Source organism: Plantactinospora endophytica, assembly GCF_016862915.1.
Taxonomy (GTDB): Bacteria; Actinomycetota; Actinomycetes; order Mycobacteriales; family Micromonosporaceae; genus Plantactinospora; species Plantactinospora endophytica.
Genome location: NZ_BONW01000001.1, coordinates 105,596 through 126,280, shown reverse-complemented (window position 1 = coordinate 126,280; position 20,685 = coordinate 105,596). Strand labels below are relative to the sequence as shown.

Below are 20,685 nucleotides of genomic sequence, written 5' to 3'. Positions count from 1 at the left end.
CGCTCGTACCGGCCCGACCAGCCGTACCCGCGACACCGGCCCGTTCGGCCGCCCCAGCGACACCGGCCGGTTCGGTTGCCCCAGCTACACCGGCCCGACCTGCCGCGCCCGCGACACCGGCACGCGATGCGGCCCCCGAGACGCCCGCCCGTTCGGCGGTCCCGACGACGCTGCTCGCCGGTGCGACGACCGGGGCGACGGCGGTGGGCCGGAGCGGTGCCCGGTCCAGCACCGTGGTGAGCGCGCCGCGCTCCATCAGCAGGGTGACCAGCTCGGCCAGATAGAACGGGTTGCCCTGGGCGGTGGCGAGCAGCCGGTCCACGTCGGCCTGCGGCAGCCGCCCCCCACCCAGGTACGCGGTCAGCAGCCGGGCGGCGTCCGCGCCACGCAGCGGCGGCAGGGCGTGCACCTCGGCGTCGGCGACCCGGGTCAGCGCCCCGGCCGTACGGACCAGTTCGGGGCGGCCGAGCAGCAGCACCAGCACCGGACCGGTCAGCCGGGACAGCGTCACGCCGAGTGCGTCGGTGGTCTCCGGGGTGGCGTCGTGCAGGTCGTCGACGATGACCGCCAGCGGTGTCTCGGCGGCGAGCGCGCTGAGCAGTTCGGCGACGGCGGCCGGGATGGCGTCGGCGGCCGGGGCGGGCTCGCCGGCCGACCACTCGGCGGGTCCGGCCGCCACGGTGCCGTGCGCCGCCGGCAGGTCGGCGTAGCCCAGCAGGGCCAGCAGAAGGTCGACGGCGACCGGCGGCGGGTCGGGGCGGTGTCGGGAGAGCCGCTGGCCGAGCCGGCGGAGTCGTTCCTCGACCACCGGCCGGGTGACCGCCGTCGCCGGGCCGTCCGGCAGACCGACCGCAGCCCGGACCAGGTCGGCGAGCGGAGCCAGCCGACGGCGCTCGCCGAACGCCGCGCACTTCACCGAGAGCACCCGGGCGCCGGTGTGCGTCGCGTACCGGCCGGCGCCGACGTCGTAGCCGGCGGCCAGCCGCTCCACCTCGGCGGCGAACCGGGACTTGCCGATCCCCGCCTCGGCGGTCATCAGCAGCACCCGGGGCTGACCCTGGTCGATCACCTCGGCGAGTCGACCGGCGACCCGGCCGATCTCGGTCTCCCGACCCACGAACGGCGCCTCGTCACCGAGCCCGGACCGGGTGCCCGGGGCGTCCAACAACCCCAGCAGCTCGTACGCCTCGACCGGCTCCCGCTTGCCCTTGAGCCGCAGCGGCCGGAGCTGTCGCCAGGAGGCGACCCGGCGGGTGGCGGCGGCCGTCCGGACACCCGCGTAGACGGCACCGATCGCGGCGGCGTCGGCCAGCCGGGCAGCGGTGTTCACGGTGTCGCCGATGACTGTGTATTCGATGGAAGCCTGGATGCCGGCGACCACGTCACCGGTGTTGAGCCCGACCCGCAGCCCAAGCGGGGCGCCACCGCCCTGCTCGTCGTCGAGCACCCGACGCACGGCGCGCTGCATGGACAGCGCCGCCCGGACGGCCCGCTCGGCGTCGTCCTCGTGTGCGACCGGGGCGCCGAAGACGGCCATGATCCCGTCGCCGGTCAGCTTGTCGACGTGCCCGCCGAAGGTCTTGACGGCTCCCGCGAGCGCGGCGAGAACCCGGTCGGTGACCGTACTGACCCGCTCCGGGTCAAGATCCTCCGACCAGGAGGTGAAATCGGACAGGTCGCCGAAGAGCACCGTTACCACCCGGCGCTCCGCCTCCGGAAGGGTCGCGGCGGCCGGGAGCGCGACTCCGCAGTTGTGGCAGAACCGCGCACCGGGTACGGCAACGGTTCCACACACCGGGCAGGTCACGGACTGTCCAACCCACCGGCCCCCGGGCCGGATTCCCGGTTCTCGTGATCAAGATAGGCGAGTTGGGCCCGGACCGACCATTCGGCGGCGCCCCAGAGCGACCGGTCCACGTCCGCGTAGACCGCCGCCACCACCTCCGGGGCGGTCCGTGCCCCCTGACGCACCGCCGCGCGTACCTGCTCCAGCCGGGCCCGCCGGTGGGCCAGGTAGAACCGGGCCGCGGCGGCGCAGTCGGCCAGCGGCGGGCCGTGTCCGGGCAGCGCCGGCACCCCGGAGAACTCGGTCAACGTCTCCAGGCTGGCGAGGTAGTCCGCCAGGTCGCCGTCCGGATGGGCGACGACCGTGGTGCCCCGGCCGAGAATGGTGTCACCGGTGAAGACGGCCCGCTCGCCGCCGGGCTCGACCGGGAACTCGCCCGCATCCTCGACCGGGCCGTCGGCGCGCTCGACCACGAAGCAGAGTGAGTCGGCGGTGTGCCCGGGGGTGACCAGCAGCCGGATCCGCAGCCCGGCCAACTCGATCGTCGACCATGCGCAGCGGAAGACCAGCGGCTCGGCGCCGGTCAGCTCCAGGAACCGGTCCAGCCCCTCGGCGTGGTCGGGGTGACCGTGCGTGACCAGCACCCCGGCGACCGGACCGCGCGCGGCGACGGCGGCCAGGTGGGCCTCGTCGAGCGGGCCGGGGTCGACCACGACCACCTCACCCGAGCCCGGAACGCCCAGCACCCAGGTGTTGGTGCCGTCCAGCGTCATCGGCCCCGGGTTGGGCGCACGAACCAGCGTCGCCCAACTGGGTAGCTGGTCGGCCAGCGCCGCCGCCGGCGCCGTCACGTGCCCGGTCATGGCTGAGATGGTACGACCCGCAGACGACAGGACCGTGACCTGCCGGTGTCGCCGGTCGAACAGACCGTCGCCGCCGCCCTCGGCCCGGTTCGGTACGGCTCAGGCCACCTCGACGATGACTTCGACCTCGACCGGTGCGCCCAGCGGCAGTTCGGCGACCCCGACCGCGCTGCGGGCGTGCCGACCTGCCTCGCCGAACACGGTGCCGAAGAGTTCCGAGGCGCCGTTGACCACGCCGGGCTGGCCGGTGAACCCGTCGGCCGAGGCCACAAAACCGGTCACCTTGACGATCTTGACCACGGTCTCCAGGCCGACCAGCGCGTCGATCGCGGCCAGGGCGTTGAGCGCGCACCGCGCGGCCAGGTCCTTGGCCTGCTCGGCGGAGACACCCGCGCCGACCTTGCCGGTGGCCAGCAGTTTGCCCTCGGAGAACGGCAACTGACCGGAGACGTACACCTGCCGACCGGACTGCACGGCCGGTACGTAGTCCGCCAGCGGGGCCACCACCTCGGGCAGCGCCAGGCCCAGCTCGGCGATCTTGGCGTGTGGACCAGCGGTCACGACTTGGCCCGCTTGAGGTACGCGACGAGCTGCTCCGGGTTCGGGCCGGGTATCACCGCCACCAGTTCCCAGCCGTCCTCGCCCCAGTTGTCGAGAATCTGCTTGGTGGCGTGCGTGAGCAGCGGCACCGTGGCGTACTCCCACTTCTGCATCGCTAGAGGTCTCCTCGTCTCGGAGTAGTCGGCGACAGCCTACGGCTGCCGCCCCGACGACATGCGTACGCCTCCCGATCCGGTTTCCGGCGGCGCCCCCCGTACGCCCGACCGTGGCTGCTCCGGATGGCCCGCCCGGGATACCCTCGCCGGGGCGGGTCACCATGCTCCTCCGCCACGTCCACGGACCACGCCAGCCCTCCCGACCCGCCGGCCGGCGCCTTGACCACCGCATCGGGGCCCTGCGGGGATTGGGGACAGCATGAGGCAACCGACCGACGGCGACGAACCCACCCACCCGCCGGCCGAGCCCTCCCCGTCGACCAACCCATCCGACCCGCCCGGCCTCCCACCCCAGGACGAGCCGGCCGACGCCCGGGTTCAGGACGAGCCGGCCGATCCCCCGGCCAGCCACACCCCGACCGACGCCTCGTCCGAAGCCAACCCGGCCGACTCTCCGGCCAGCGACGAGCCGGCCGACCTCCCGGCCAGCCACACCCCGGCCGGCTCTCCGGTCCAGGACGCCCCACAGGACACGACGGCCCTGTCCGACACAGCCGCCTCGGAAATCACGGCAGCGTTCGGCACCGAGGCTGGCCCGGCCGAGACAGCCGCTCCGGCCGACGGACCCGTGCCGCCGGTGCCGACCGAGCAGTCGCCCTGGGCGCCACCGACCTCCGCACCACCGTTCTCCACACCGCCGACCTCCGCACCACCCTTCTCGGCAGCACCTGGCCACGCTCCACCAACCTCGGCAGCACCCGGTTACGGGCCGCCGACGTCGGCGCCGCCCGGATCCGGTCCGCCGGGACCGGGCCAGCCGATCCCGGGACAGCCCGGTCCGGGCGGTCACCACCCCGACCAGCCCGGGCCGGGCGCCCCGGTGCCACCCGGCTATCCGGGACCGCCCGGCTACCCGATACCGCCGGTACCGCCCGGCTATCCGGTACCGCCGGGAGCGGCCGGGTACCCGGCGACGGGGGCAGTCGCGCCGTCGAAGAAGCGGCGTGGCCTGGTCATCGCCTCGGTCGCGCTGGTCGGGGTACTGCTGCTCTGCGTGGTCGGCGGGGTCTCCGCCTTCCTGGTGCTCCGAGGCGCGGAGCGGGGCGCGGGGGCCACCGATCCGGTCGTGGCGGTGGACGAGTTCCTGACGGCGGTCTACACCGAACGGGACGCCGACCGGGCGACCGGCCTGGTCTGCCCGGCCGCTCGGGACGGCGAGCAGATCGCCGCCAAGATCCAGGAGGTGGCGGATTCCGCCGGGCGGTACGACACGGCGCGGTTCCGGTGGACCACGCCGAAGGTCGACGAGCAGGACAAGGAACGGGCGCTGGTGTCGACCCGGCTGACCATGACGACCGCTGACGAGCGATCGGTGGACCAGCAGTTGGCCTTCGTGGTGGTCGCCGACAGCGGCTGGTGGGTCTGCGACGTCATCTGACCGGCCGGGCTGGTTAGGCTCGGAAGATGCGAGCGGGCGAGGAGTCGGACGAGCGGGCGGACGCCGACCGGGCGGGTGCCCGGTGGCCGGCCCGGCTGCACGTGATCACCGGTAAGGGCGGGACCGGCAAGACCACGGTCGCCGCCGCGCTGGCGTTGGCGCTGGCCAGCGGTGGTCGCCGTACCCTGCTGGTGGAGGTGGAGAGCCGGCAGGGGATCGCCCAGCTCTTCGGCACCGACCCGCTGCCGTACGAGGAACGCTCGATCGCGACCGCGCGCGGCGGCGGGGAGGTACGCGCGCTGGCCGTCGACTCCGAGGAGGCGCTCCTCGAGTACCTCGACATGTTCTACAAGCTCGGCGCGGCCGGCCGGGCCCTGCGCAAGCTCGGCGCGATCGACTTCGCCACCACGATCGCCCCGGGGCTGCGTGACGTACTCCTCACCGGCAAGGTCAAGGAGGCCACCACCCGGACCGCCGACAAGCGCCGGGTGTACGACGCGGTGGTGCTGGACGCCCCGCCGACCGGTCGGATCGGCCGGTTCCTCAACGTCACGGCGGAGACCGCCCGGCTGGCCAAGGTCGGCCCGATCAAGACCCAGAGCGAAGGGGTGGCGGCGCTGCTCCGCTCGCCGATGACCGCCGTACACGTGGTCACGCTGTTGGAGGAGATGCCGGTCCAGGAGACGATCGACGCGATCACCGACCTCAACGCCCTGCGGATCCCGGTCGGCCGGCTGATCCTGAACGCCACCCGGCCGGCGCTGCTGGCCGGCAAGGTCACCCAGGCGGAGCTTCGCCGGGGCCTGGCCGCCGCCGGCCTGCCGACCGACAAGGCGATGGTCGCCGGCCTGCACGCGGAGGCCCGCGACCAGCTCGTCCGGCGGGAGCTGGAGGAGTCGCTCCGCGCCGACCTGTTCGAACTCGGGCTGCCCCTGGTGGAACTGCCGCTGTTGACCGAAGGAGTGGACCGGACCGGTCTGGACCTGATCGCCGACTCGCTGCTGGCCGCCGGCTGACGCCCACCGCCGGCCCGCCGCACACCCAACCGACGCCCGACCGGCCGGCAGGACCGCTCGACGTACAGCCGATTGACTCACACCTGAGCGCCACCACGCCGTCGGCGCCGCGCTGTCCCGATACGCTCGGTTGGTGCGTCCCGATCACCCAGCACCGGAGCTGGACATCGACCAGATCCTCGCCGATCCCGGCGTGCGGATCGTGGTCTGCTGTGGCGCGGGTGGGGTGGGCAAGACCACCACCGCGGCAGCGCTCGCGCTCCGGGCCGCCGAGCGGCACGGCCGGCGTACGGTGGTGCTCACCATCGACCCGGCCCGGCGGCTGGCCCAGTCGCTCGGGCTCAGTGAGCTCGACAACACCCCACGGCAGGTCAAGGGGATCGACGTCGAGACCAGCGGCGGCGAACTGCACGCCATGATGCTGGACATGAAGCGCACCTTCGACGACGTGGTGCTCGCGCACACCGATCCGGCGAAGGCGGCGGAGATCTTCGCGAACCCGTTCTACCAGGCGATGAGTTCCACCTTCGCCGGTACCCAGGAATACATGGCGATGGAGAAGCTGGGCCAGTTGCACGCCCGGGACGAGTGGGACCTGATCGTGGTCGACACCCCGCCGTCCCGGTCGGCCCTCGACTTCCTCGACGCGCCGGCCCGGCTCTCCCGGTTCCTCGACGGTCGGATGCTGCGACTGCTGCTGGCACCGGCCCGCAGCGGTGGGCGGAGCATGTTCAGCCTGGTCACCGCCTCGTTCGGGATGTTCTCCCGGGTGGTGCAGAAGGTGCTGGGCGCCCAGTTGCTCACTGACCTGTCCGGCTTCGTGGCGGCGCTGGACTCGATGTTCGGGGGCTTCCGGCAGCGGGCCGAGCAGACGTACCGGGTGCTCCAGGCGCGGGAGACGGCCTTCCTGCTGGTCGCGGTGCCGGAACCGGACGCGGTCCGGGAGGCGGCGTACTTCGCGGGCCGGCTCGGCCAGGAGCGGATGCCGCTGGCCGGGCTGGTGCTCAACCGGGTGCACCGGCCGGCGGTGGAGCGGCCCACCGCCGCCGAGAGCCTGGCCGCGGCCGAGCGACTGGTGGAACTGGGCGGGCACGCGGCGACCGTGGAGACCCTGTTGGCGCACGCCGCGCTGACCCAGCAGGCGGCGCGGGAGCGCCGGGTCGCCCGGGTCTTCACCGACGCCTTCCCGGCGGTACCGACGGTGGCGGTGACGGCTCAGCCCGCCGACGTGCACGACGTCGACGGGCTGCGCACGATAGGTGCCGCGATCAGCCGGCGTTGACCAGGACCTTGTCCTTGTTCTTCAAGGCGGCCTCGAACATCTTGCGCCAGCTCGCGACCTGCGGGTGCCGACGCAGCAGCGCGCGGCGCTCCCGCTCGGTCATGCCGCCCCAGACGCCGAACTCGATACGGTTGTCGAGCGCGTCGGCCAGGCACTCGTACCGCACCGGGCAGCTGCGGCAGATCCGCTTCGCCACGTTCTGTTCCGCGCCCTGTACGAACAGCGCGTCCGGATCACCGTTCTGACACGCTGCCAACGTGGGCCAATCTGTGACCATGCCCATCTGTTCCTGTCCCCCCTTGCTGTCCCGCTACCGACCAGAGCCGGTCAGCCGGCGATAACCCCCCGGCCACCCGTGCCGCCCTCCCCCGGGCACCACGGACGACATGCGTTTCTCTCGCTCGACCATCATGCTCTGTAGTCAACTGATTACGCAACGTTGTCAGCCAAATCCGTCAACCCGGACATTTCCTGGCCCTTCGTCCGGCAATCCGGCCCTGACTACCCGGCGGCGATCAGCGAAAACGCTGCGGAGACTTCCCGGAGGGAGGAGACTCGGCAGCAGGAGCCCGCAACCGCACACCAGGGGTCGTGCGTTTAACACAACGAGGCCAGCGCCCGCAGGAAATGGGGAAAGTACGCAGGGCGCGACCGCTGTGCTGACTCACGTACCCTGTCGAGGTGACCTGGATGCGGAAGCGTGACCACAATGTCTTCACGAACGCCGCGTCGCTGCTGATCTGTGGGCTGCTGGCCGGCGTGGTGGTAGCCGCGGCCGCATTCCCCGCAGTGGCGATGTCCGGGCTGGCCGCCAAGGCCGGCTCGGAGACGTTCGACAAGCTGCCCACCGAGCTGACAGTCAAGAAGGCTCCGCAGATCAGCTACCTCTACGCCTCGGACGGCAAGACCCCACTCGCCACGATGTACGACGAGAACCGGCGGGACGTGCCGCTCAAGGACGTGGCACCGGTGGTGGGCCAGGCCCTGATCGCCGCCGAGGACAAGCGTTTCTACGAGCACAACGGCGTCGACGTCAACGGCGTCGCCCGGGCGTTCGTGGCGAACAACCAGGCCGGTGTCACCACCCAGGGCGCCTCCACCCTCACCATGCAGTACGTCCGGCTCACCATCGCCTACTCGGCGACACATCCGCAGGACGTCGTGGCGGCCACTGAGGACACCAGCGCCCGGAAACTGCGCGAGATGCGGTACGCCCTGCAACTCGACGCCGACCTGAGCAAGGACGAGATCCTCGAGGGCTACCTCAACATCGCCCCGTTCGGCAACGGCGCGTACGGCATCTTCGCCGCCAGCCAGGTCTACTTCGGCAAGCACCCGAAGAACCTGAAGCTCGAAGAGGCGGCGATGCTGGCCGGGATGGTCAAGGCCCCCTCGGACAACGACCCGACCACCAAGAGCGGCTACCCGGCCGCCCTCGAACGGCGCAACTGGGTGCTCGACCAGATGGTCGAGACCAAGGCGATCACGCCGGAGGATGCCGCCAAGGCCAAGGCGATCAAGCTGGTGGTCAAGGACAAGCGCACCCCGAACGGCTGCGTCGACGTCGGCAAGAACGACTGGGGCTTCTTCTGCGACTTCTTCTACCGCTGGTGGATGCAGCAGGAGACCTTCGGCCGTACCCAGTACGACCGGGAGCGGCGACTGAAGAGCGGCGGGTACACCGTCGTCACCACCCTCGACGCCAAGACCCAGAAGGCGGCCAAGGACGCGGTTGAGCGCAACGTCAAGACCGGCAAGAAGGAAGCCATGATGGTGGCGGCCGTCGAGCCCGGCACCGGGCGGGTCCGCGCACTGGCGGTGAACCGGAACTACAAGCTCGACGACCCGAACAAGCCGGCGAACAAGATCAGCACGAACCCGGCGAAAAAGAAGAAGAGAATCCGGGGTACCTACCCGAACACCACCAACCCGCTGCTGACCGGTGGCGGCGACATCACCGGCTTCCAGGCCGGCTCGACGTTCAAGATCTTCACGGTGGTGGCGGCGCTGGAGAACGGGTACCCGCTGGAGACCACCATCAACTCCAAGGCGTTCGCCCAGACGAAGTACATCGTCGAGCCCGGCTCCCCGGCCGCCTGCCCGGGCACCAACAAGTACTGCCCGAAGAACGCCAGTGCGAGCATGACCGGCGTACACAATATGTGGAGTGCGTTCGGGTCGTCGGTGAACACCTACTTCGTACCGCTCCAGGAGCGGGTCGGCGCGGCCAAGGTGGTCGACGCGGCGAAGCGGATGGGTATCACGTTCCGGGCCAGCAACGACGCGAACTTCGCCGCCACCAAGCAGTCGGCGAACGGCTGGGGCGCCTTCACCCTCGGTGTCTCCCAGACGACCCCGCTGGAACTGGCCAACGCCTACGCCACGCTCGCCGCCGACGGCAAGTACTGCGAGCCGATCCCGGTGCAGTTGATCCGGGACCAGGAGGGCAACAAGCTCGACATCGCCAACCCGCGCTGCTCGCAGAACATCAAGGTCGAGGCGGCCCGGGCGGCCGTCGACGCGGCCCGCTGCCCGGTCGGCGACAACTCGTCGACCTCGCGCTGCAAGGGGCGTACGGCCGGGAACGTCCGGGGCATCGTCGGCAAGCCGGTCGCCGGCAAGAGCGGCACCACCGACAGCGAGAAGAGCGCCTCCCTGGTGGTGATGACCAAGCAGCTCGCGGTCGCCGGCATCCTGGCCGACCCGGACTGGGCCGAGACCACCCAGAACATGGGCCACAACGAGCCGGGCGGGGTCAACCACGCCGTCTACCAGACGCTCCGGGACGCCATGAAGGGCAAACCGTCGATCCAGTTCACCCCGCCCGGCGGGAAGATCGTCAATGGTGACCAGCGGTCCATCCCGAACGTCAAGTGCCAGCCGGTCCAGTCCGCGCTCTCCCGGGTCAACGGCGCCGGCTTCGAAGCGGAGCTGGGCGGCCGGGTCGACTCCGACTGCCCGGCCGGCACCGCCGCCGGCACCAGCCCCGAAGGAAAGACGATCAAGGGCGGCGCGGTGAGCATCGAGGTCAGCAACGGCAAGAAGCCGGCCGCCGGCGGCAACGGTCCCGGCGGGCCCCGACCACCCGGCCGCTGAGCCGGACGGCCTGGATCGGGTCGGACCATTCCACCGACCCGATCCGGCCACCGACCGAGTCACGACGACGGGCGGGCCTCCCCTGCGTGGGGAGCCCGCCCGTCGTCCGTCCGCCGTCGTCTCGCCCGCCGCCGTCGAGCGTTTCCGACCCGACCAACCCGACCGACCCGACCAACCCGCACGCGCCCCGTCGACGGTCGGGCACGGCCGTCAGCCGGCCGAAACCGACCCGTCGAGAATCGCACGGCCCTCAGCCGGCCGAGATTGACCCTTTGAGAGCCGCGCGGCCGTCAGCCGACCGAAACCGGCCCGTCGAGAATCGCGCGGCCGTCAGCCGGCGCCGAGCTGCCGGCGTACCTCCGCGGCCACCCGACCGCCCTCGGCCCGGCCGGCCACCGCGGCCTGGGCCGCCTTCATGGCCGGGCCCATCTGGCCACGGTCGGTGAACCCGCCGGCGGCCAGCGCCCCCGCGACCAGCTCGGCCAGCTCCTCGTCGGCGAGCTGCTTCGGCAGGTACCGGTCCAGCACCTCGCCCTCGGCCCGCTCCCGCTCCGCCTGCTCGGCCCGACCCGCGTCGCCGAACGCGGTGGCCGCCTCGCGGCGCTTCTTCGACTCCTTGGTCAGCACCGACAGCACCTCCTGGTCGGACAGCTCCCGCTTCTCCTTGCCGGCGACCTCGGCCGTACCGATCGCCGCCAGCGCCATGCGCAGGGTCGAGGTGGTCAGCTCGTCACGAGCCTTCAGCGCCGTCCGCATGTCCGTGGTGAGGAGGTCCTTCAAGGTGCCCATGGACGGTCAAACTACCCTGAGCGGCATGCGAAAGCGCACCTTATTCCGGCTGGCCGCCGGTACGGCCGTCGCGGGCGGCGCCGCCCTGGCGTACGCCTCACTCGTCGAGCGCAACCTGTTCACCCTGCGCCGGTACGACGTACCCGTGCTCGCCACCGACGCCGAGCCGCTGCGCATCCTGCACCTGTCCGACCTGCATATGATGCCCGACCAGCGCCGCAAGCAGACCTGGGTGGCCTCGCTGGCCGCCACCGACCCGGACCTGGTGGTGGTGACCGGGGACAACCTGGCGCACCCGGACGCGGTACCCGGGGCGCTGCGCGCACTGCAACCGATGCTCGACTTCCCCGGCGCCTTCGTGTTCGGCTCCAACGACTACCGGGGACCGGTCTGGAAGAACCCGTTCAGCTACCTGCTGCCCGACCGGGAGTACGTGCAGGGCGTCGAACTCCCGGCCGAAGACCTCCGGGAGGTACTGGTCGGCGCGGGCTGGCACGACCTGAACAACGCGCGTACGTCGATCAAGGCCGGCGGTCGGAGCATCGAGCTCGTCGGCGTCGACGACCCGCACGTCGAACGGGACGACTACGCCTCGGTCGCCGGGCCGGTACCTGCCGGTGCCGACCTCGCCATCGGGGTCACCCACTCGCCCGAGCCCCGGGTACTCGACGAGATGGCCGCCGACGGCTTCACGCTGCTGCTCGCCGGGCACACCCACGGCGGTCAGGTCCGGGTCCCGCTGGTCGGCGCCCTGACCACCAACTGCGGCCTACCCCGCTCGATGGCCCGCGGCCTGCACCGCTGGCCCGAGACGGAATCCTGGCTGCACGTCTCCGCCGGCCTCGGCACCCACCCCACCGCCCCGGTACGGTTCGCCTGCCGACCGGAGGCGTCGCTGCTGACCCTGATCCCGCGCTGACCTGCCCCTGCCGGCCCGGTCCACGGGCCGGGGTGGGGCGGGACGCACCGGGCGGGATACCGAATTTGCCCGACGGGGCGGGTGGGCTACTATTGCTCGGCACGCCTCGGGGTGTGGCGCAGCTTGGTAGCGCGCTTCGTTCGGGACGAAGAGGTCGTCGGTTCGAATCCGGCCACCCCGACCAGGTGTAGAGGGCACATCCGGATGGATGTGCCCTCTGGCATTTCCCCCCTCGCCCGGTCAGTCGGCCGCCCGTCGCCTGGCCTCTTTCCACGGTGCCATCTCGAAGTCCTCGCCGTTCTCGGCCTTCACCCACCACCCCGTGTCGTCGACGTAGTGTTCCAGCCACTCCGCCAGGCTCGGCGTGTCCACGAACCACGCCTCGTCGGGGTCCCCGGGGTTCGGCTCGAAGAGCAGTACGGTGCCCGCGTCGCTCCGGCAGTCGACGCAGGCGTACATGCCGCAGCCCCAGGTCAAGATCGGAAGCACGCCCTCCGGCCAGGCCCACTCGGTACCGGCGCCTTCCGCCCGTGCCTTGAGGTAGCAGTCCACCGCCTGCTCGGACGTCGGCCCGTCGGTCAGACTCAACAGTTGGTACTCGGGGCCGAAGCCGCCGTTGGCGAAGTCCCGGTAGAGCGCGGCCAGCAACGGATGCAGCCTGAACCCCAGCCGCTCCTCGGCCCGCTCGATCGCGGCCTGGGAAAGCGGAGCGGGCAGGTCGTCGACGACCGGCAGGTCGGGGTCGTCGCGGCGCGCTCGTGCGGCGATGGCGGCCAGTGTGGCGGCGTGATCCGTCATGGGCAGCGATCCTGCCACCGACGGCCGACAGAGCCGGACCACGCCGACCAGACCGGTTCGCCCACCAGGATCTCCGGGCGCTGACCGCCGGGATGCCGGGGCGTTGACCGCAAGTATGTCCCGGGCGTCGACCGCCAGGGATGTCCGGGCGTCAACCGTCAGCGGCTCAGGCGGGTGTTGAGCCGGGCCGCCTGCCGGGTCAAGTGGTCGCGCTCGGCGAGGTTGGCTGCCTTGCGGGCCGCTTCGGCGTACAGGCGGGCCGCCGTGGGCAGGTCGCCGTCGCGCTCGTGCAGGTACGCCGCCACCGCCGTGTGGCGGGGCAGGGACGCGTCCAACGCCGCGAGTGCGGCCAGGCCGGCGCGCGGTCCGTCGGCCTCGCCGACCGCCACCGCACGGTTGAGCCGGACGACAGGGCTGTCGGTCAGCCGGGCGAGTTCGTCGTACCACTCGACGATCTGCACCCAGTCGGTCTCCTCGGCGACGGGCGCGTCGGCGTGCAGTGCCGCGATGGCGGCCTGGGCCTGGAACTCGCCCAGCCGGTCGCGGGCGAGCGCGGCTTGCAGGATCTCGACGCCCTCGGCGATCGACACGGTGTCCCACCGCCCCCGGTCCTGCTGGGCAAGCGGCACCAGGCTGCCGTCGGACGCGGTCCGGCTGGCCCGCCGGGCGTGGTGCAGCAGCATCAGGGCGAGCAGCCCCGCCACCTCGGGGTGGTCGATCGCGGCGGCGAGCTGCCGGGTGAGCCGGATCGCCTCGGCGGCGAGGTCGACGTCGCCGGAGTAGCCCTCGTTGAAGACCAGGTAGAGGACCCGCAGCACGGTGGCGACGTCGCCGGGCTGGTCGAACCGTACGCCGGAGACGGTGCGCTTGGCCCGGCTGATCCGCTGCGCCATCGTCGCCTCGGGTACGAGGTATGCCTGGGCGATCTGGCGGGTGGTCAGCCCGCCGACCGCGCGCAGCGTGAGCGCGACGGCCGACGACGGCGTCAGCGACGGGTGGGCGCACAGGAAGTAGAGCTGGAGCGTGTCGTCCACCTCGAGTACGGGTCCGGGCGCCGGTTCCTCGTCGACCAGGTCCTCACGGCGGCGGCGGGCGGCGTCCGCCCGGGTCGCGTCGAGGAACCGGCGCCAGGCCACCGTGATCAGCCAGCCCTTCGGGTCCTGCGGCGGATCCGCCGGCCAGGCCCGGACCGCCTCGACCAGCGCGTCCTGTACGGCATCCTCGGCCGCCGCGAAGTCGGCTCCACGGCGGACGAGGATGCCGAGCACGCTCGGCGTGAGGCTCCGGAGCAGGGCCTCGTTCATCGCAGCGGTCACTCCGTGATGGTGGGTGGCTCGGTGAGGAACGGGCGCAGTTCGAGCCACTCGTGGATCGGCTTGCCGCCCGCCCCCGGGGCGGCCGACAGCTCGCCGGCCAGTTCGACGGCGCGCTCGTAGCTGTCGACGTCGATCACCATCCAGCCGGCGATCAGGTCCTTGGTCTCGGCGAACGGGCCGTCGGTGACCGGCGGGCGCCCCTCTCCGTCGTACCGGACGAACGTCCCCTCGGGGGCGAGTGCCTGGCCGTCGACGAACTCGCCGGTTCCCTCGAGCCGGGCCGCGAAGTCGCGCATGTACTGCATGTGCGCCGAGATCTCCTCCGGCGTCCACCGGTCCATCGGCACGTCGTTCACTGCGGCCGGGGCGCCACGGTAGTGCTTGAGCAGCAGGTACTTGGCCATCGTCGTTCTCCTCGGTGCTGGTGCGACCCATTCTGGTCACGATCACCACGGGGACGGAGCCGGGCCCGGATTCTCGACATCGCCGTCGAAAAATCTTGGCTTCGTTGTCGAGCCCGGGTGAGTCGTCCCACGCTGCCCGGGTCGACGGCGTGGCACCGCGGAACCGTCAGCCGGCCCGGCATGCAGCACGGAGTCCCGAGGGCGGCCGGGGGCACCGGCCGTCAGCCGCAGGTGATCAGCGATCAGCCACGGGTGATCAGCGACCGGAAGGCTGCCCTGACGTTGGCGTCGGAGGCGGTGACGTAGACCTCGGAGGGCGGGCCGGTATCGATGAGACCCGTGTAGCGGGTGTAGGTGAGGATCCTCGGGCAACTCGTACCGGTGATCTGTATCTTGCCCGTGACCACGAGCTTCCCCGTCCGGAGTTCGTACGCCTTCATCGGGATCGCGATCTTGCGAAATGCCACGGTGGTCGGGAACTGGGGGAAGAGTTTGTTCTCGTACGGGCAACTCCGGACGGTTGTTCCGTACTCCTTCTGGCCCAGGCAGACCACCAGCACGGCAGCGGTGACGTCGGTCGCCCGCCAGGTACCGGGCAGCTTCTTGGCGTACTCGTCGTTGCCGTAGAACAGGGCGCGGTTCGTCCTGCCCTTGACGTACGGAGCGGCCGCGCTGTACGCCGCCGGCTGGGTGCAGTACCTGGGTTGGCCGCTGGTCGTACCGTCGAGCAGGCTGCGGACCGTCGCCAACTCGATGGCCAGACCTGCCTTCTTGACTCCCTCGGCCGCCCGGACGTTCAACTCCTGCCCCTGGCCCGGGTACTGGTCGAGAAGCTGCTGATAGCGCGTCCGGGCCAGCGCCCAGTAGGAGCCGGTCATCAGGCTGTCGGCACAGCCGACCAACGCCGCCGGCGCGGTCCGGGGCACGACCTCGGCCGACCGATCCAGTGCGTTGTTGGTCGGCTGCCGCTGGCGGAGCCAGTCGGTGACCGCGACGGTCCGGCACGGGTCCGGAGTCGGCAGCCCGCCGAGGAACCTGTCCAGGGCGGTGTCGACCATCCTGTCGTGGCCGGGCAGGTCCGCGAGGACGCGGCCGAGACCGTCGAAGCCCGCCGTCAGCCCGTCGGTGTTCCCGGTCAACCCGTCGGCGAGCCGCTCCTCGGCGACCTGCAACCGTTGGCAGGCTTCGACGCTCCGCTCGCCACGGACGGTCAGCGGTGCGTCGGCGACCCGGTGGCCGAACGACACCCCGTCCAGTGCGGTCAGCGCCCGCGTGCAGTCGCCGCTGCCCCGAGCCTCGGTGACGGTCCGCTCGATCCCTGCCGCGTCGAACCGCAGCAACCCCAGGGCCAGCAGCACCGGAACCGTGACGGCGAGCGCGACCAGTTGCTGGTCATGCTGTACCGCGCCCTGCCGGCGCCCGCCGGCCAGGAACCACGCGTGCCCGACGAGCGCCACCCACCAGACGAGCACGACGAGTTCGGCCCAGGTCGATCGTGCGCCCCAGACGAGCGAGGCGACGAGTACGACGCTGACCAGCGTCGCGGCCGCAGCCAGCCTGATCCGCCCGAGCATCAGGTAGCCGACGCCGATCAGCGAGGCGTTGCCCAGCGCGGCGGCCAACGGGTCATGGCTGCGTGCCGCCGGCTCGCGTTCCAGCCCGGCCTCTTTCACGAGATCCATCTGATCGCCGCCCGCCGCGCCCCACCGCATATCGACATCGTTCCACGAACAACGGTCATCGCACCCCGACCGATCCCTGCGGAATTTCGCACGGCGTCCATCGTGTACAGACCATCAGAGCCACGGCCGCCTGAGCCGTCATCATCGGCGGATCTCGTACGACGCGTACGTCTTCGCGGTCGCGGCGACGCCCGCCCGCCGGCACCGCCCCGTCTGGTCGTGGCGGAGCTGGCGGCGGATCTGCCGCTGCGGCGCTGACCTGCCCTGTCGGATACGCCACCGGATCCCCTTCAACCGGGGCCACCGGCCCGACGAGGAGCAGCGGTGAACGGCCGGCACGTTTCGCGTCCGCCCCGGGGCGGTCAGCCGGGCAGCACCAGGTGGCTCATGGTGGCGTCGGCACCTTCCCTGATCGGCGCGGTCCCGCCGTCGGGGCGGAAGCCGTACCGCTCGTAGAGCCGGCGGGCGTCGGGATTGCCGTCGGCCACCCAGAGGTCGACCGACAGCCCTCGATCGTGGGCCCAGCCGACCACGTGGTCGAGTACCCGCCGGCCGATGCCCTGGCCGCGCCGGTCCGGCTCCGTCCACATCGCCACCACCATCAGCCGGCCCGGCTCGTGGAGCCAGCCGGCACCGATCCCGACCGGCTCGTCCCCGGCGTACGCGAGCACGGACGGCCCACCCGTGCCGTCGAGCCGAGACCGCCAGGTCTGCTCGGTGAACGCCGCCTCGTGTTCGTGCGTGGAGCCGAACGCCTCCGGATCGTGCTGGAGGGAGCGCAGCCGCACGTCCCGCCACGACCTCCAGTCGTCGGGTCCCACCGTCTCGGTCCGGACATCAGCCACCCGCAACTCCTCCTCCACAGGGCTGCCGTGGCCCGGCCGGTCGAAGTGTGGCACTGGGGCAACGTCGGTACAGCACAGCCACCAGGTCATCATCGCCAGCCGGTCAAGGAGATTCCGCTCCCGCCCGTCCGGGCACGATCATCCGGGGCAGCAGCGGGCGCCAGCCCTCCGCATCGCCCACGGATCAGCCGTCGCACGATCATCCAGGGCAGCGACGGGCGCCGACCCGCCGCATCGCCCACGGATCAGCCGTCGCACGATCATGCAGGGCAGCGGCGGGCGCCGGCCCTCCGCATCGCCTACGGGTCGGCCGTCGGTCGATCGTGGCCGTGCCGAGCCTGAACGGTGATCGTCGCCGGTCACCGTGGAACCATGCGTATCCTCCGGACGGCACTGCTGCTGCCACTGGCTCTGACGGTCCTCACCGGCTGCACGCCGGCGGACGAGCCGCTGGCCGCGCTGGCGATCCGCGACGGCGAACCGACCGTCCTGCTGGTCGGCTGCGACTCGGGCCCCGCGTCGATCCACGTACGCGAGGACTCGACGATGGCCTCCGCCAGTCCGCGCCCGACCCGGAGCGCGACAACCGCCACCCCCGGCGGCCCGAGCGCCGGCCCGTCGGGCGCCAGCACCACCGGTTCCCCGCAGTGGTCGCTGCACACCGACCGGGCCCAGCCGGTCAACGAGATCCCGTTGCTCGACGCCGACCCGCCCGCCGGCTGGATCGTCGACGAGTCCACCCTGGGCCGGATCGAACCCGGGATCTGGTACGGCATCTCCGCGTACGGCCGCCGGGACGCCCACCCGGTCCGGTTCGACACGGACGCCTTCGCGAAGCTGGACGGCGAGCACGTGCTGGCTCCGGTCAGCCACCGGAAGCAGGAGATCATGACCCGGGCCGAGTTCGAGCGCGACGCCAAGGAGGCGTGCCCGTCCAGTTGACCGGGCCGACCGTGTTGACCGGGCCGACCGTGTTGACCGGGCCGACCGTGCCGTTGTCAGCGCGGCGTGCGCGGAGCGTTCCCGGACGGCTTGGGCGCGGATGGCCGAACCGGACCCGTCGCCGGGCCGGTCTCAGGGTGCCGGGACCGGGTCGTTGTTGAGCTGGGCGGTCACGATCGCCACCAGCCGGTTCCGGGCCTCCAGGAGCTGCCGGGACAGTTCGTCCAGGGCGCGCGGGTCGACGAGCTGGCGTACGTAGGTCTTGTCGTCGAACAGTTCCCAGCGCTGTACGGACTCGTCGGGGGCCTCGCTGACCCACATCGCGGAGACGACCGCGTGCCGCTTGGCGAGCAGTTTCGCCGCGATCTCGACCACCGGCAGGTACGCCTGGCGGTATTCCGGGGTGGCGAACTCGACCGAGCCCCGGGCGGCGCGTACCGGCTCGCCGGGTCTGGCGAGTACCTCGAACGCGTTGCCGCCGGCCTGGTCGGCGCCGATCCAGGCCAGGATGAGTTCCAGGTCGCCGGCAGCGATCGTGATCCGGCCGATCGCGGCCACCACCTCGTCGGGCAACCGTGCCATGTCGGGCTCTCCGTCCTCCGACTTCCCGTTCCATGATCACGAGGCGTCAGTGCTCGCCGAGCGTCCATGATCACAAAGACTGTGGCCGATCCTAGCCAAGCGCCGACCGGCGTACCCGGTCCGGCCCGGCGTATTGACCGACCGCCGGGCCGCCCCGACCGCCGTCCACGTGCGGACGCCGCCCCGAGACGAACCCGGCGTCGACGGCCGTCCGGCGGCCGTAGCGTAAGGCATCGGGGCCGTCCGGCGGCCGTGGCGTAATCTGCAATACCTGCGTCATTGACGCCACAACCCCGCCGCGAGCAGCATGAATACATGCGACGACGGGTGGTGGCAGTTACCTTCGAGGGCTTCCAGAACCTCGACCTCACCGGCCCGGCCGACGTGTTCGCGCTGGCGAGCCTGATCGTCGGCGAGAGCCGTGGTTACCGGCTTGACGTCGCGGCGGTACGCCCCGGCCCGGTGACGGCCGGAAACGGGGTCGCCACGCTGGTGCCGCTGGCGCTCCACCAGGTCACCGGCCCGATCGACACGCTGGTCGTGGTGGGCGGTCTCGCCGTACCGGCGCACGTCGCCGACGGGGAACTGGTCAGCGGCATCTCCCGGTTGGCCGGCATCGCCGACCGGGTCAGCTCGGTCTGCAACGGCGCACTGCTGCTCGCCGAGGCCGGGCTGCTCGACGGCCGGCGGGCCACCACGCACTGGCTGACCGCCCAGGAACTCGGCGACCGCTATCCGGCGGTCGAGGTGGACGCCGACCGCATCTACATCCGCGACGGCAACGTCTGGACCTCGGCCGGGGTCACCGCCGGCATCGACCTCGCCCTCGCGCTGGTGGCCGAGGACCACGGCCACGAGATCGCCCGGCACGTCGCCCGTGGGCTGGTGGTCTATCTGCACCGGCCCGGCGGGCAGAGCCAGTTCAGCACCCCGATGCGGACCGCCGTGCCGCGCAACGAACCGCTGCGGGAACTCCAGACCTTCATCGACGGCAACCCGACCGAGGACCTGAGCGTGCCGGCGCTGGCCCGCCGGGCCGGGATGAGCGAACGGCACTTCTCCCGGCTCTTCACCGAGCAGACCGGCGTCTCTCCCGGTCGGTACGTCGAGCGCAGCCGGGCGGACGCCGCCCGCCGGCTGCTCGAACGGACCGGCCATCCGCTGGACCGGGTGGCCCGGGAGTCGGGGCTCGGCGCCGCCGAAACCCTCTACCGCGTCTTCCGCCGGCACTGGCGGACCGCGCCCGGCGACTACCGCCGCCGGTTCCGGTCGAAACAGACCTGACCCCAACCCACCGGGTACGCCCACCGCACCTCCGACGCCCACCGGCACTCCGGTGGCCCCGGAGCCGACCCCGCACACCTGAAAACGGTCGGTGACCCCGGAGCCGACCCCGCACGCCCGAAAACGGTCGGACGCAGCCGCCCCGACCGGTCGATCCCGCGCGCCCGAACACACCTGCGGCGCGCGCCCGAACACACCGCACAGCACGACCGGAAACACCACCAACCACGACCGGAAGCACTTCCGAACTCCGAAGAAGGAGAAACCGATCATGCATGTCGCCATCCCGCTCTACCCGCAGTACACCGCTCTCGACGTCGTCGGGCCGTACACGGTGCTGGCCTTCGCGCCCGGCGTCACGGTGACCCTGGTCGCCGCCGAGCCCGGACCGATGGTCGACGACCGGGGCAGCCTGGCGCTGACCGCCACCGCCAGCTTCGCCGAACTGTCCCGCCCGGACGTGATCGTCGTCCCGGGTGGGCCCGGCACCCGGAAGGCGCTCGCCGACGCCGCGCTGGTCGGCTGGATCGCCCTCGCGCACCAGTACACCCGCTGGACGACCTCGGTCTGCGCCGGCTCGTTCCTGCTCGGCGCGGCCGGGCTGCTGACCGGGCGACGGGCGACCAGCCACTGGGCCTGGCTCGACCAGTTGACGGCCTTCGACGCCGAGCCGGTCCGGGAGCGGGTGGTCCGGGACGGCAAGGTGATCACGGCGGCCGGCGTCTCGGCCGGCATCGACATGGCGCTGACCCTGCTCGCCGAGGCGACCGACGTGCCGACCGCGCACAGCGTCCAGCTCGCCATCGAGTACGACCCGAAGCCGCCGTTCGACGCCGGCTCCCCGGCGAACGCCCCGGCCCCGCTCCGGCAGGCCGCCCTGGCGTTGATCACCTGACCGGACAGTCCGGGCAAGCGGTCCCGGGGAGG

At 72.0% G+C, this 20,685-nt stretch carries 19 protein-coding genes, 1 tRNA gene and 1 pseudogene; 9 read left to right on the top strand and 12 right to left on the bottom strand.

What is annotated here, in order from left to right; genetic code table 11:
* Window positions 1-232 precede the first annotated feature (232 nt).
* The 4 genes and pseudogenes from Pen02_RS42910 to sp36 all read right to left on the bottom strand — a co-directional run.
* Window positions 233-1,807, bottom strand: a pseudogene (locus tag Pen02_RS42910) (adenylate/guanylate cyclase domain-containing protein); the annotation flags it as partial.
* A complete protein-coding gene (locus tag Pen02_RS00570) occupies window positions 1,804-2,649 on the bottom strand; it encodes an MBL fold metallo-hydrolase (RefSeq protein ID WP_203863886.1) in 846 nt (281 codons plus the stop codon). The gene Pen02_RS00570 and the pseudogene Pen02_RS42910, both read right to left, overlap by 4 nt.
* Window positions 2,650-2,748: 99 nt before the next feature.
* Window positions 2,749-3,210: a RidA family protein gene (locus tag Pen02_RS00565; protein WP_203863885.1), complete on the bottom strand. Its 462-nt coding sequence runs from the start codon at window positions 3,208-3,210 to the stop codon at window positions 2,749-2,751.
* Window positions 3,207-3,362, bottom strand: coding sequence for a Sp36 family protein (gene sp36 / locus Pen02_RS00560; RefSeq protein WP_130465462.1), 156 nt, complete (start codon window positions 3,360-3,362; stop codon window positions 3,207-3,209). Before sp36 ends, Pen02_RS00565 begins: the two co-directional genes overlap by 4 nt.
* 262 nt (window positions 3,363-3,624) lie before the next feature.
* On the opposite strand from sp36, the gene Pen02_RS41465 reads away from it, so the two are divergent.
* The 3 genes from Pen02_RS41465 to bagB all read left to right on the top strand — a co-directional run bounded on the left by Pen02_RS41465 (window position 3,625) and on the right by bagB (window position 7,101).
* Complete coding sequence (locus Pen02_RS41465) at window positions 3,625-4,803, top strand: Rv0361 family membrane protein (protein ID WP_239139970.1); 1,179 nt, start codon at window positions 3,625-3,627, stop codon at window positions 4,801-4,803.
* A gap of 26 nt (window positions 4,804-4,829) precedes the next feature.
* Window positions 4,830-5,819: an ATPase BagA gene (bagA, locus tag Pen02_RS00550; protein WP_203863884.1), complete on the top strand. Its 990-nt coding sequence runs from the start codon at window positions 4,830-4,832 to the stop codon at window positions 5,817-5,819.
* Between the two features lie 133 nt (window positions 5,820-5,952).
* Window positions 5,953-7,101: an ArsA family ATPase gene (gene bagB, locus Pen02_RS00545; protein ID WP_372445530.1), complete on the top strand. Its 1,149-nt coding sequence runs from the start codon at window positions 5,953-5,955 to the stop codon at window positions 7,099-7,101.
* Here bagB and Pen02_RS00540 read toward each other — a convergent pair.
* The gene (locus Pen02_RS00540; protein ID WP_203863882.1) at window positions 7,088-7,384 is read right to left on the bottom strand and encodes a WhiB family transcriptional regulator; all 297 of its coding nucleotides are present in this window, start codon (window positions 7,382-7,384) and stop codon (window positions 7,088-7,090) included. The genes bagB and Pen02_RS00540 overlap by 14 nt on opposite strands.
* A gap of 407 nt (window positions 7,385-7,791) precedes the next feature.
* On the opposite strand from Pen02_RS00540, the gene Pen02_RS00535 reads away from it, so the two are divergent.
* Window positions 7,792-10,197 carry a transglycosylase domain-containing protein gene (locus tag Pen02_RS00535; RefSeq protein WP_203863881.1) on the top strand — a complete coding sequence of 802 codons (2,406 nt, stop codon included), beginning with the start codon at window positions 7,792-7,794 and terminating at the stop codon, window positions 10,195-10,197.
* Between the two features lie 330 nt (window positions 10,198-10,527).
* On the opposite strand, the gene Pen02_RS00530 is transcribed toward Pen02_RS00535, so the two are convergent.
* On the bottom strand, window positions 10,528-10,986 hold the full coding sequence (locus tag Pen02_RS00530; protein WP_203863880.1) for a GatB/YqeY domain-containing protein: 459 nt from the start codon (window positions 10,984-10,986) through the stop codon (window positions 10,528-10,530).
* A gap of 25 nt (window positions 10,987-11,011) precedes the next feature.
* Between Pen02_RS00530 and Pen02_RS00525 the strand changes: the two genes are divergently transcribed.
* On the top strand, window positions 11,012-11,905 hold the full coding sequence (locus Pen02_RS00525) for a metallophosphoesterase (RefSeq protein WP_203863879.1): 894 nt from the start codon (window positions 11,012-11,014) through the stop codon (window positions 11,903-11,905).
* Window positions 11,906-12,012: 107 nt separating this feature from the next.
* Window positions 12,013-12,089, top strand: a tRNA-Pro gene (locus Pen02_RS00520).
* A gap of 56 nt (window positions 12,090-12,145) precedes the next feature.
* On the opposite strand, the gene Pen02_RS00515 is transcribed toward Pen02_RS00520, so the two are convergent.
* The 5 genes from Pen02_RS00515 to Pen02_RS00495 all read right to left on the bottom strand — a co-directional run bounded on the left by Pen02_RS00515 (window position 12,146) and on the right by Pen02_RS00495 (window position 16,950).
* Window positions 12,146-12,703 carry an SMI1/KNR4 family protein gene (locus tag Pen02_RS00515; protein ID WP_203863878.1) on the bottom strand — a complete coding sequence of 186 codons (558 nt, stop codon included), beginning with the start codon at window positions 12,701-12,703 and terminating at the stop codon, window positions 12,146-12,148.
* Between the two features lie 158 nt (window positions 12,704-12,861).
* Window positions 12,862-14,007, bottom strand: a complete 1,146-nt coding sequence (locus Pen02_RS00510; protein WP_203864290.1) for an RNA polymerase sigma factor — start codon at window positions 14,005-14,007, stop codon at window positions 12,862-12,864.
* An 8-nt stretch (window positions 14,008-14,015) separates the two neighbouring features.
* Window positions 14,016-14,423 (bottom strand): YciI family protein, encoded by a 408-nt coding sequence (locus Pen02_RS00505; protein WP_203863877.1) that lies wholly within the window; start codon window positions 14,421-14,423, stop codon window positions 14,016-14,018.
* Window positions 14,424-14,665: 242 nt separating this feature from the next.
* Window positions 14,666-16,105: a hypothetical protein gene (locus Pen02_RS00500; RefSeq protein WP_203863876.1), complete on the bottom strand. Its 1,440-nt coding sequence runs from the start codon at window positions 16,103-16,105 to the stop codon at window positions 14,666-14,668.
* Between the two features lie 362 nt (window positions 16,106-16,467).
* On the bottom strand, window positions 16,468-16,950 hold the full coding sequence (locus Pen02_RS00495; protein WP_203863875.1) for a GNAT family N-acetyltransferase: 483 nt from the start codon (window positions 16,948-16,950) through the stop codon (window positions 16,468-16,470).
* 372 nt (window positions 16,951-17,322) lie between these two features.
* On the opposite strand from Pen02_RS00495, the gene Pen02_RS00490 reads away from it, so the two are divergent.
* On the top strand, window positions 17,323-17,892 hold the full coding sequence (locus Pen02_RS00490; protein WP_203863874.1) for a hypothetical protein: 570 nt from the start codon (window positions 17,323-17,325) through the stop codon (window positions 17,890-17,892).
* 132 nt (window positions 17,893-18,024) lie between these two features.
* Here Pen02_RS00490 and Pen02_RS00485 read toward each other — a convergent pair whose 3' ends face one another.
* Window positions 18,025-18,474 carry a hypothetical protein gene (locus Pen02_RS00485; RefSeq protein ID WP_203863873.1) on the bottom strand — a complete coding sequence of 150 codons (450 nt, stop codon included), beginning with the start codon at window positions 18,472-18,474 and terminating at the stop codon, window positions 18,025-18,027.
* Between the two features lie 315 nt (window positions 18,475-18,789).
* Here Pen02_RS00485 and Pen02_RS00480 point away from each other — a divergent pair, with 315 nt between their 5' ends.
* Complete coding sequence (locus tag Pen02_RS00480) at window positions 18,790-19,758, top strand: GlxA family transcriptional regulator (RefSeq protein ID WP_239139850.1); 969 nt, start codon at window positions 18,790-18,792, stop codon at window positions 19,756-19,758.
* A 271-nt stretch (window positions 19,759-20,029) separates the two neighbouring features.
* Window positions 20,030-20,653, top strand: coding sequence for a DJ-1/PfpI family protein (locus Pen02_RS00475; protein ID WP_203863872.1), 624 nt, complete (start codon window positions 20,030-20,032; stop codon window positions 20,651-20,653).
* Window positions 20,654-20,685: the final 32 nt, after the last annotated feature.

Excerpts from the sequence above, each read along its gene's own strand:
- Pen02_RS41465 (WP_239139970.1), top strand. The coding sequence starts at position 3,625 with ATGAGGCAACCGACCGACGGCGACGAACCCACCCACCCGCCGGCCGAG.
- Pen02_RS00530 (WP_203863880.1), bottom strand. The coding sequence starts at position 10,986 with ATGGGCACCTTGAAGGACCTCCTCACCACGGACATGCGGACGGCGCTG.
- Pen02_RS00535 (WP_203863881.1), top strand. The coding sequence starts at position 7,792 with ATGCGGAAGCGTGACCACAATGTCTTCACGAACGCCGCGTCGCTGCTG.
- Pen02_RS00480 (WP_239139850.1), top strand. The coding sequence starts at position 18,790 with ATGCGACGACGGGTGGTGGCAGTTACCTTCGAGGGCTTCCAGAACCTC.
- Pen02_RS00505 (WP_203863877.1), bottom strand. The coding sequence starts at position 14,423 with ATGGCCAAGTACCTGCTGCTCAAGCACTACCGTGGCGCCCCGGCCGCA.
- sp36 (WP_130465462.1), bottom strand. The coding sequence starts at position 3,362 with ATGCAGAAGTGGGAGTACGCCACGGTGCCGCTGCTCACGCACGCCACC.
- Pen02_RS00510 (WP_203864290.1), bottom strand. The coding sequence starts at position 14,007 with ATGAACGAGGCCCTGCTCCGGAGCCTCACGCCGAGCGTGCTCGGCATC.
- Pen02_RS00485 (WP_203863873.1), bottom strand. The coding sequence starts at position 18,474 with ATGGCACGGTTGCCCGACGAGGTGGTGGCCGCGATCGGCCGGATCACG.
- Pen02_RS00515 (WP_203863878.1), bottom strand. The coding sequence starts at position 12,703 with ATGACGGATCACGCCGCCACACTGGCCGCCATCGCCGCACGAGCGCGC.
- Pen02_RS00525 (WP_203863879.1), top strand. The coding sequence starts at position 11,012 with ATGCGAAAGCGCACCTTATTCCGGCTGGCCGCCGGTACGGCCGTCGCG.
- bagA (WP_203863884.1), top strand. The coding sequence starts at position 4,830 with ATGCGAGCGGGCGAGGAGTCGGACGAGCGGGCGGACGCCGACCGGGCG.
- Pen02_RS00490 (WP_203863874.1), top strand. The coding sequence starts at position 17,323 with ATGCGTATCCTCCGGACGGCACTGCTGCTGCCACTGGCTCTGACGGTC.
- Pen02_RS00500 (WP_203863876.1), bottom strand. The coding sequence starts at position 16,105 with ATGGATCTCGTGAAAGAGGCCGGGCTGGAACGCGAGCCGGCGGCACGC.
- Pen02_RS00475 (WP_203863872.1), top strand. The coding sequence starts at position 20,030 with ATGCATGTCGCCATCCCGCTCTACCCGCAGTACACCGCTCTCGACGTC.
- Pen02_RS00540 (WP_203863882.1), bottom strand. The coding sequence starts at position 7,384 with ATGGGCATGGTCACAGATTGGCCCACGTTGGCAGCGTGTCAGAACGGT.
- Pen02_RS00570 (WP_203863886.1), bottom strand. The coding sequence starts at position 2,649 with ATGACCGGGCACGTGACGGCGCCGGCGGCGGCGCTGGCCGACCAGCTA.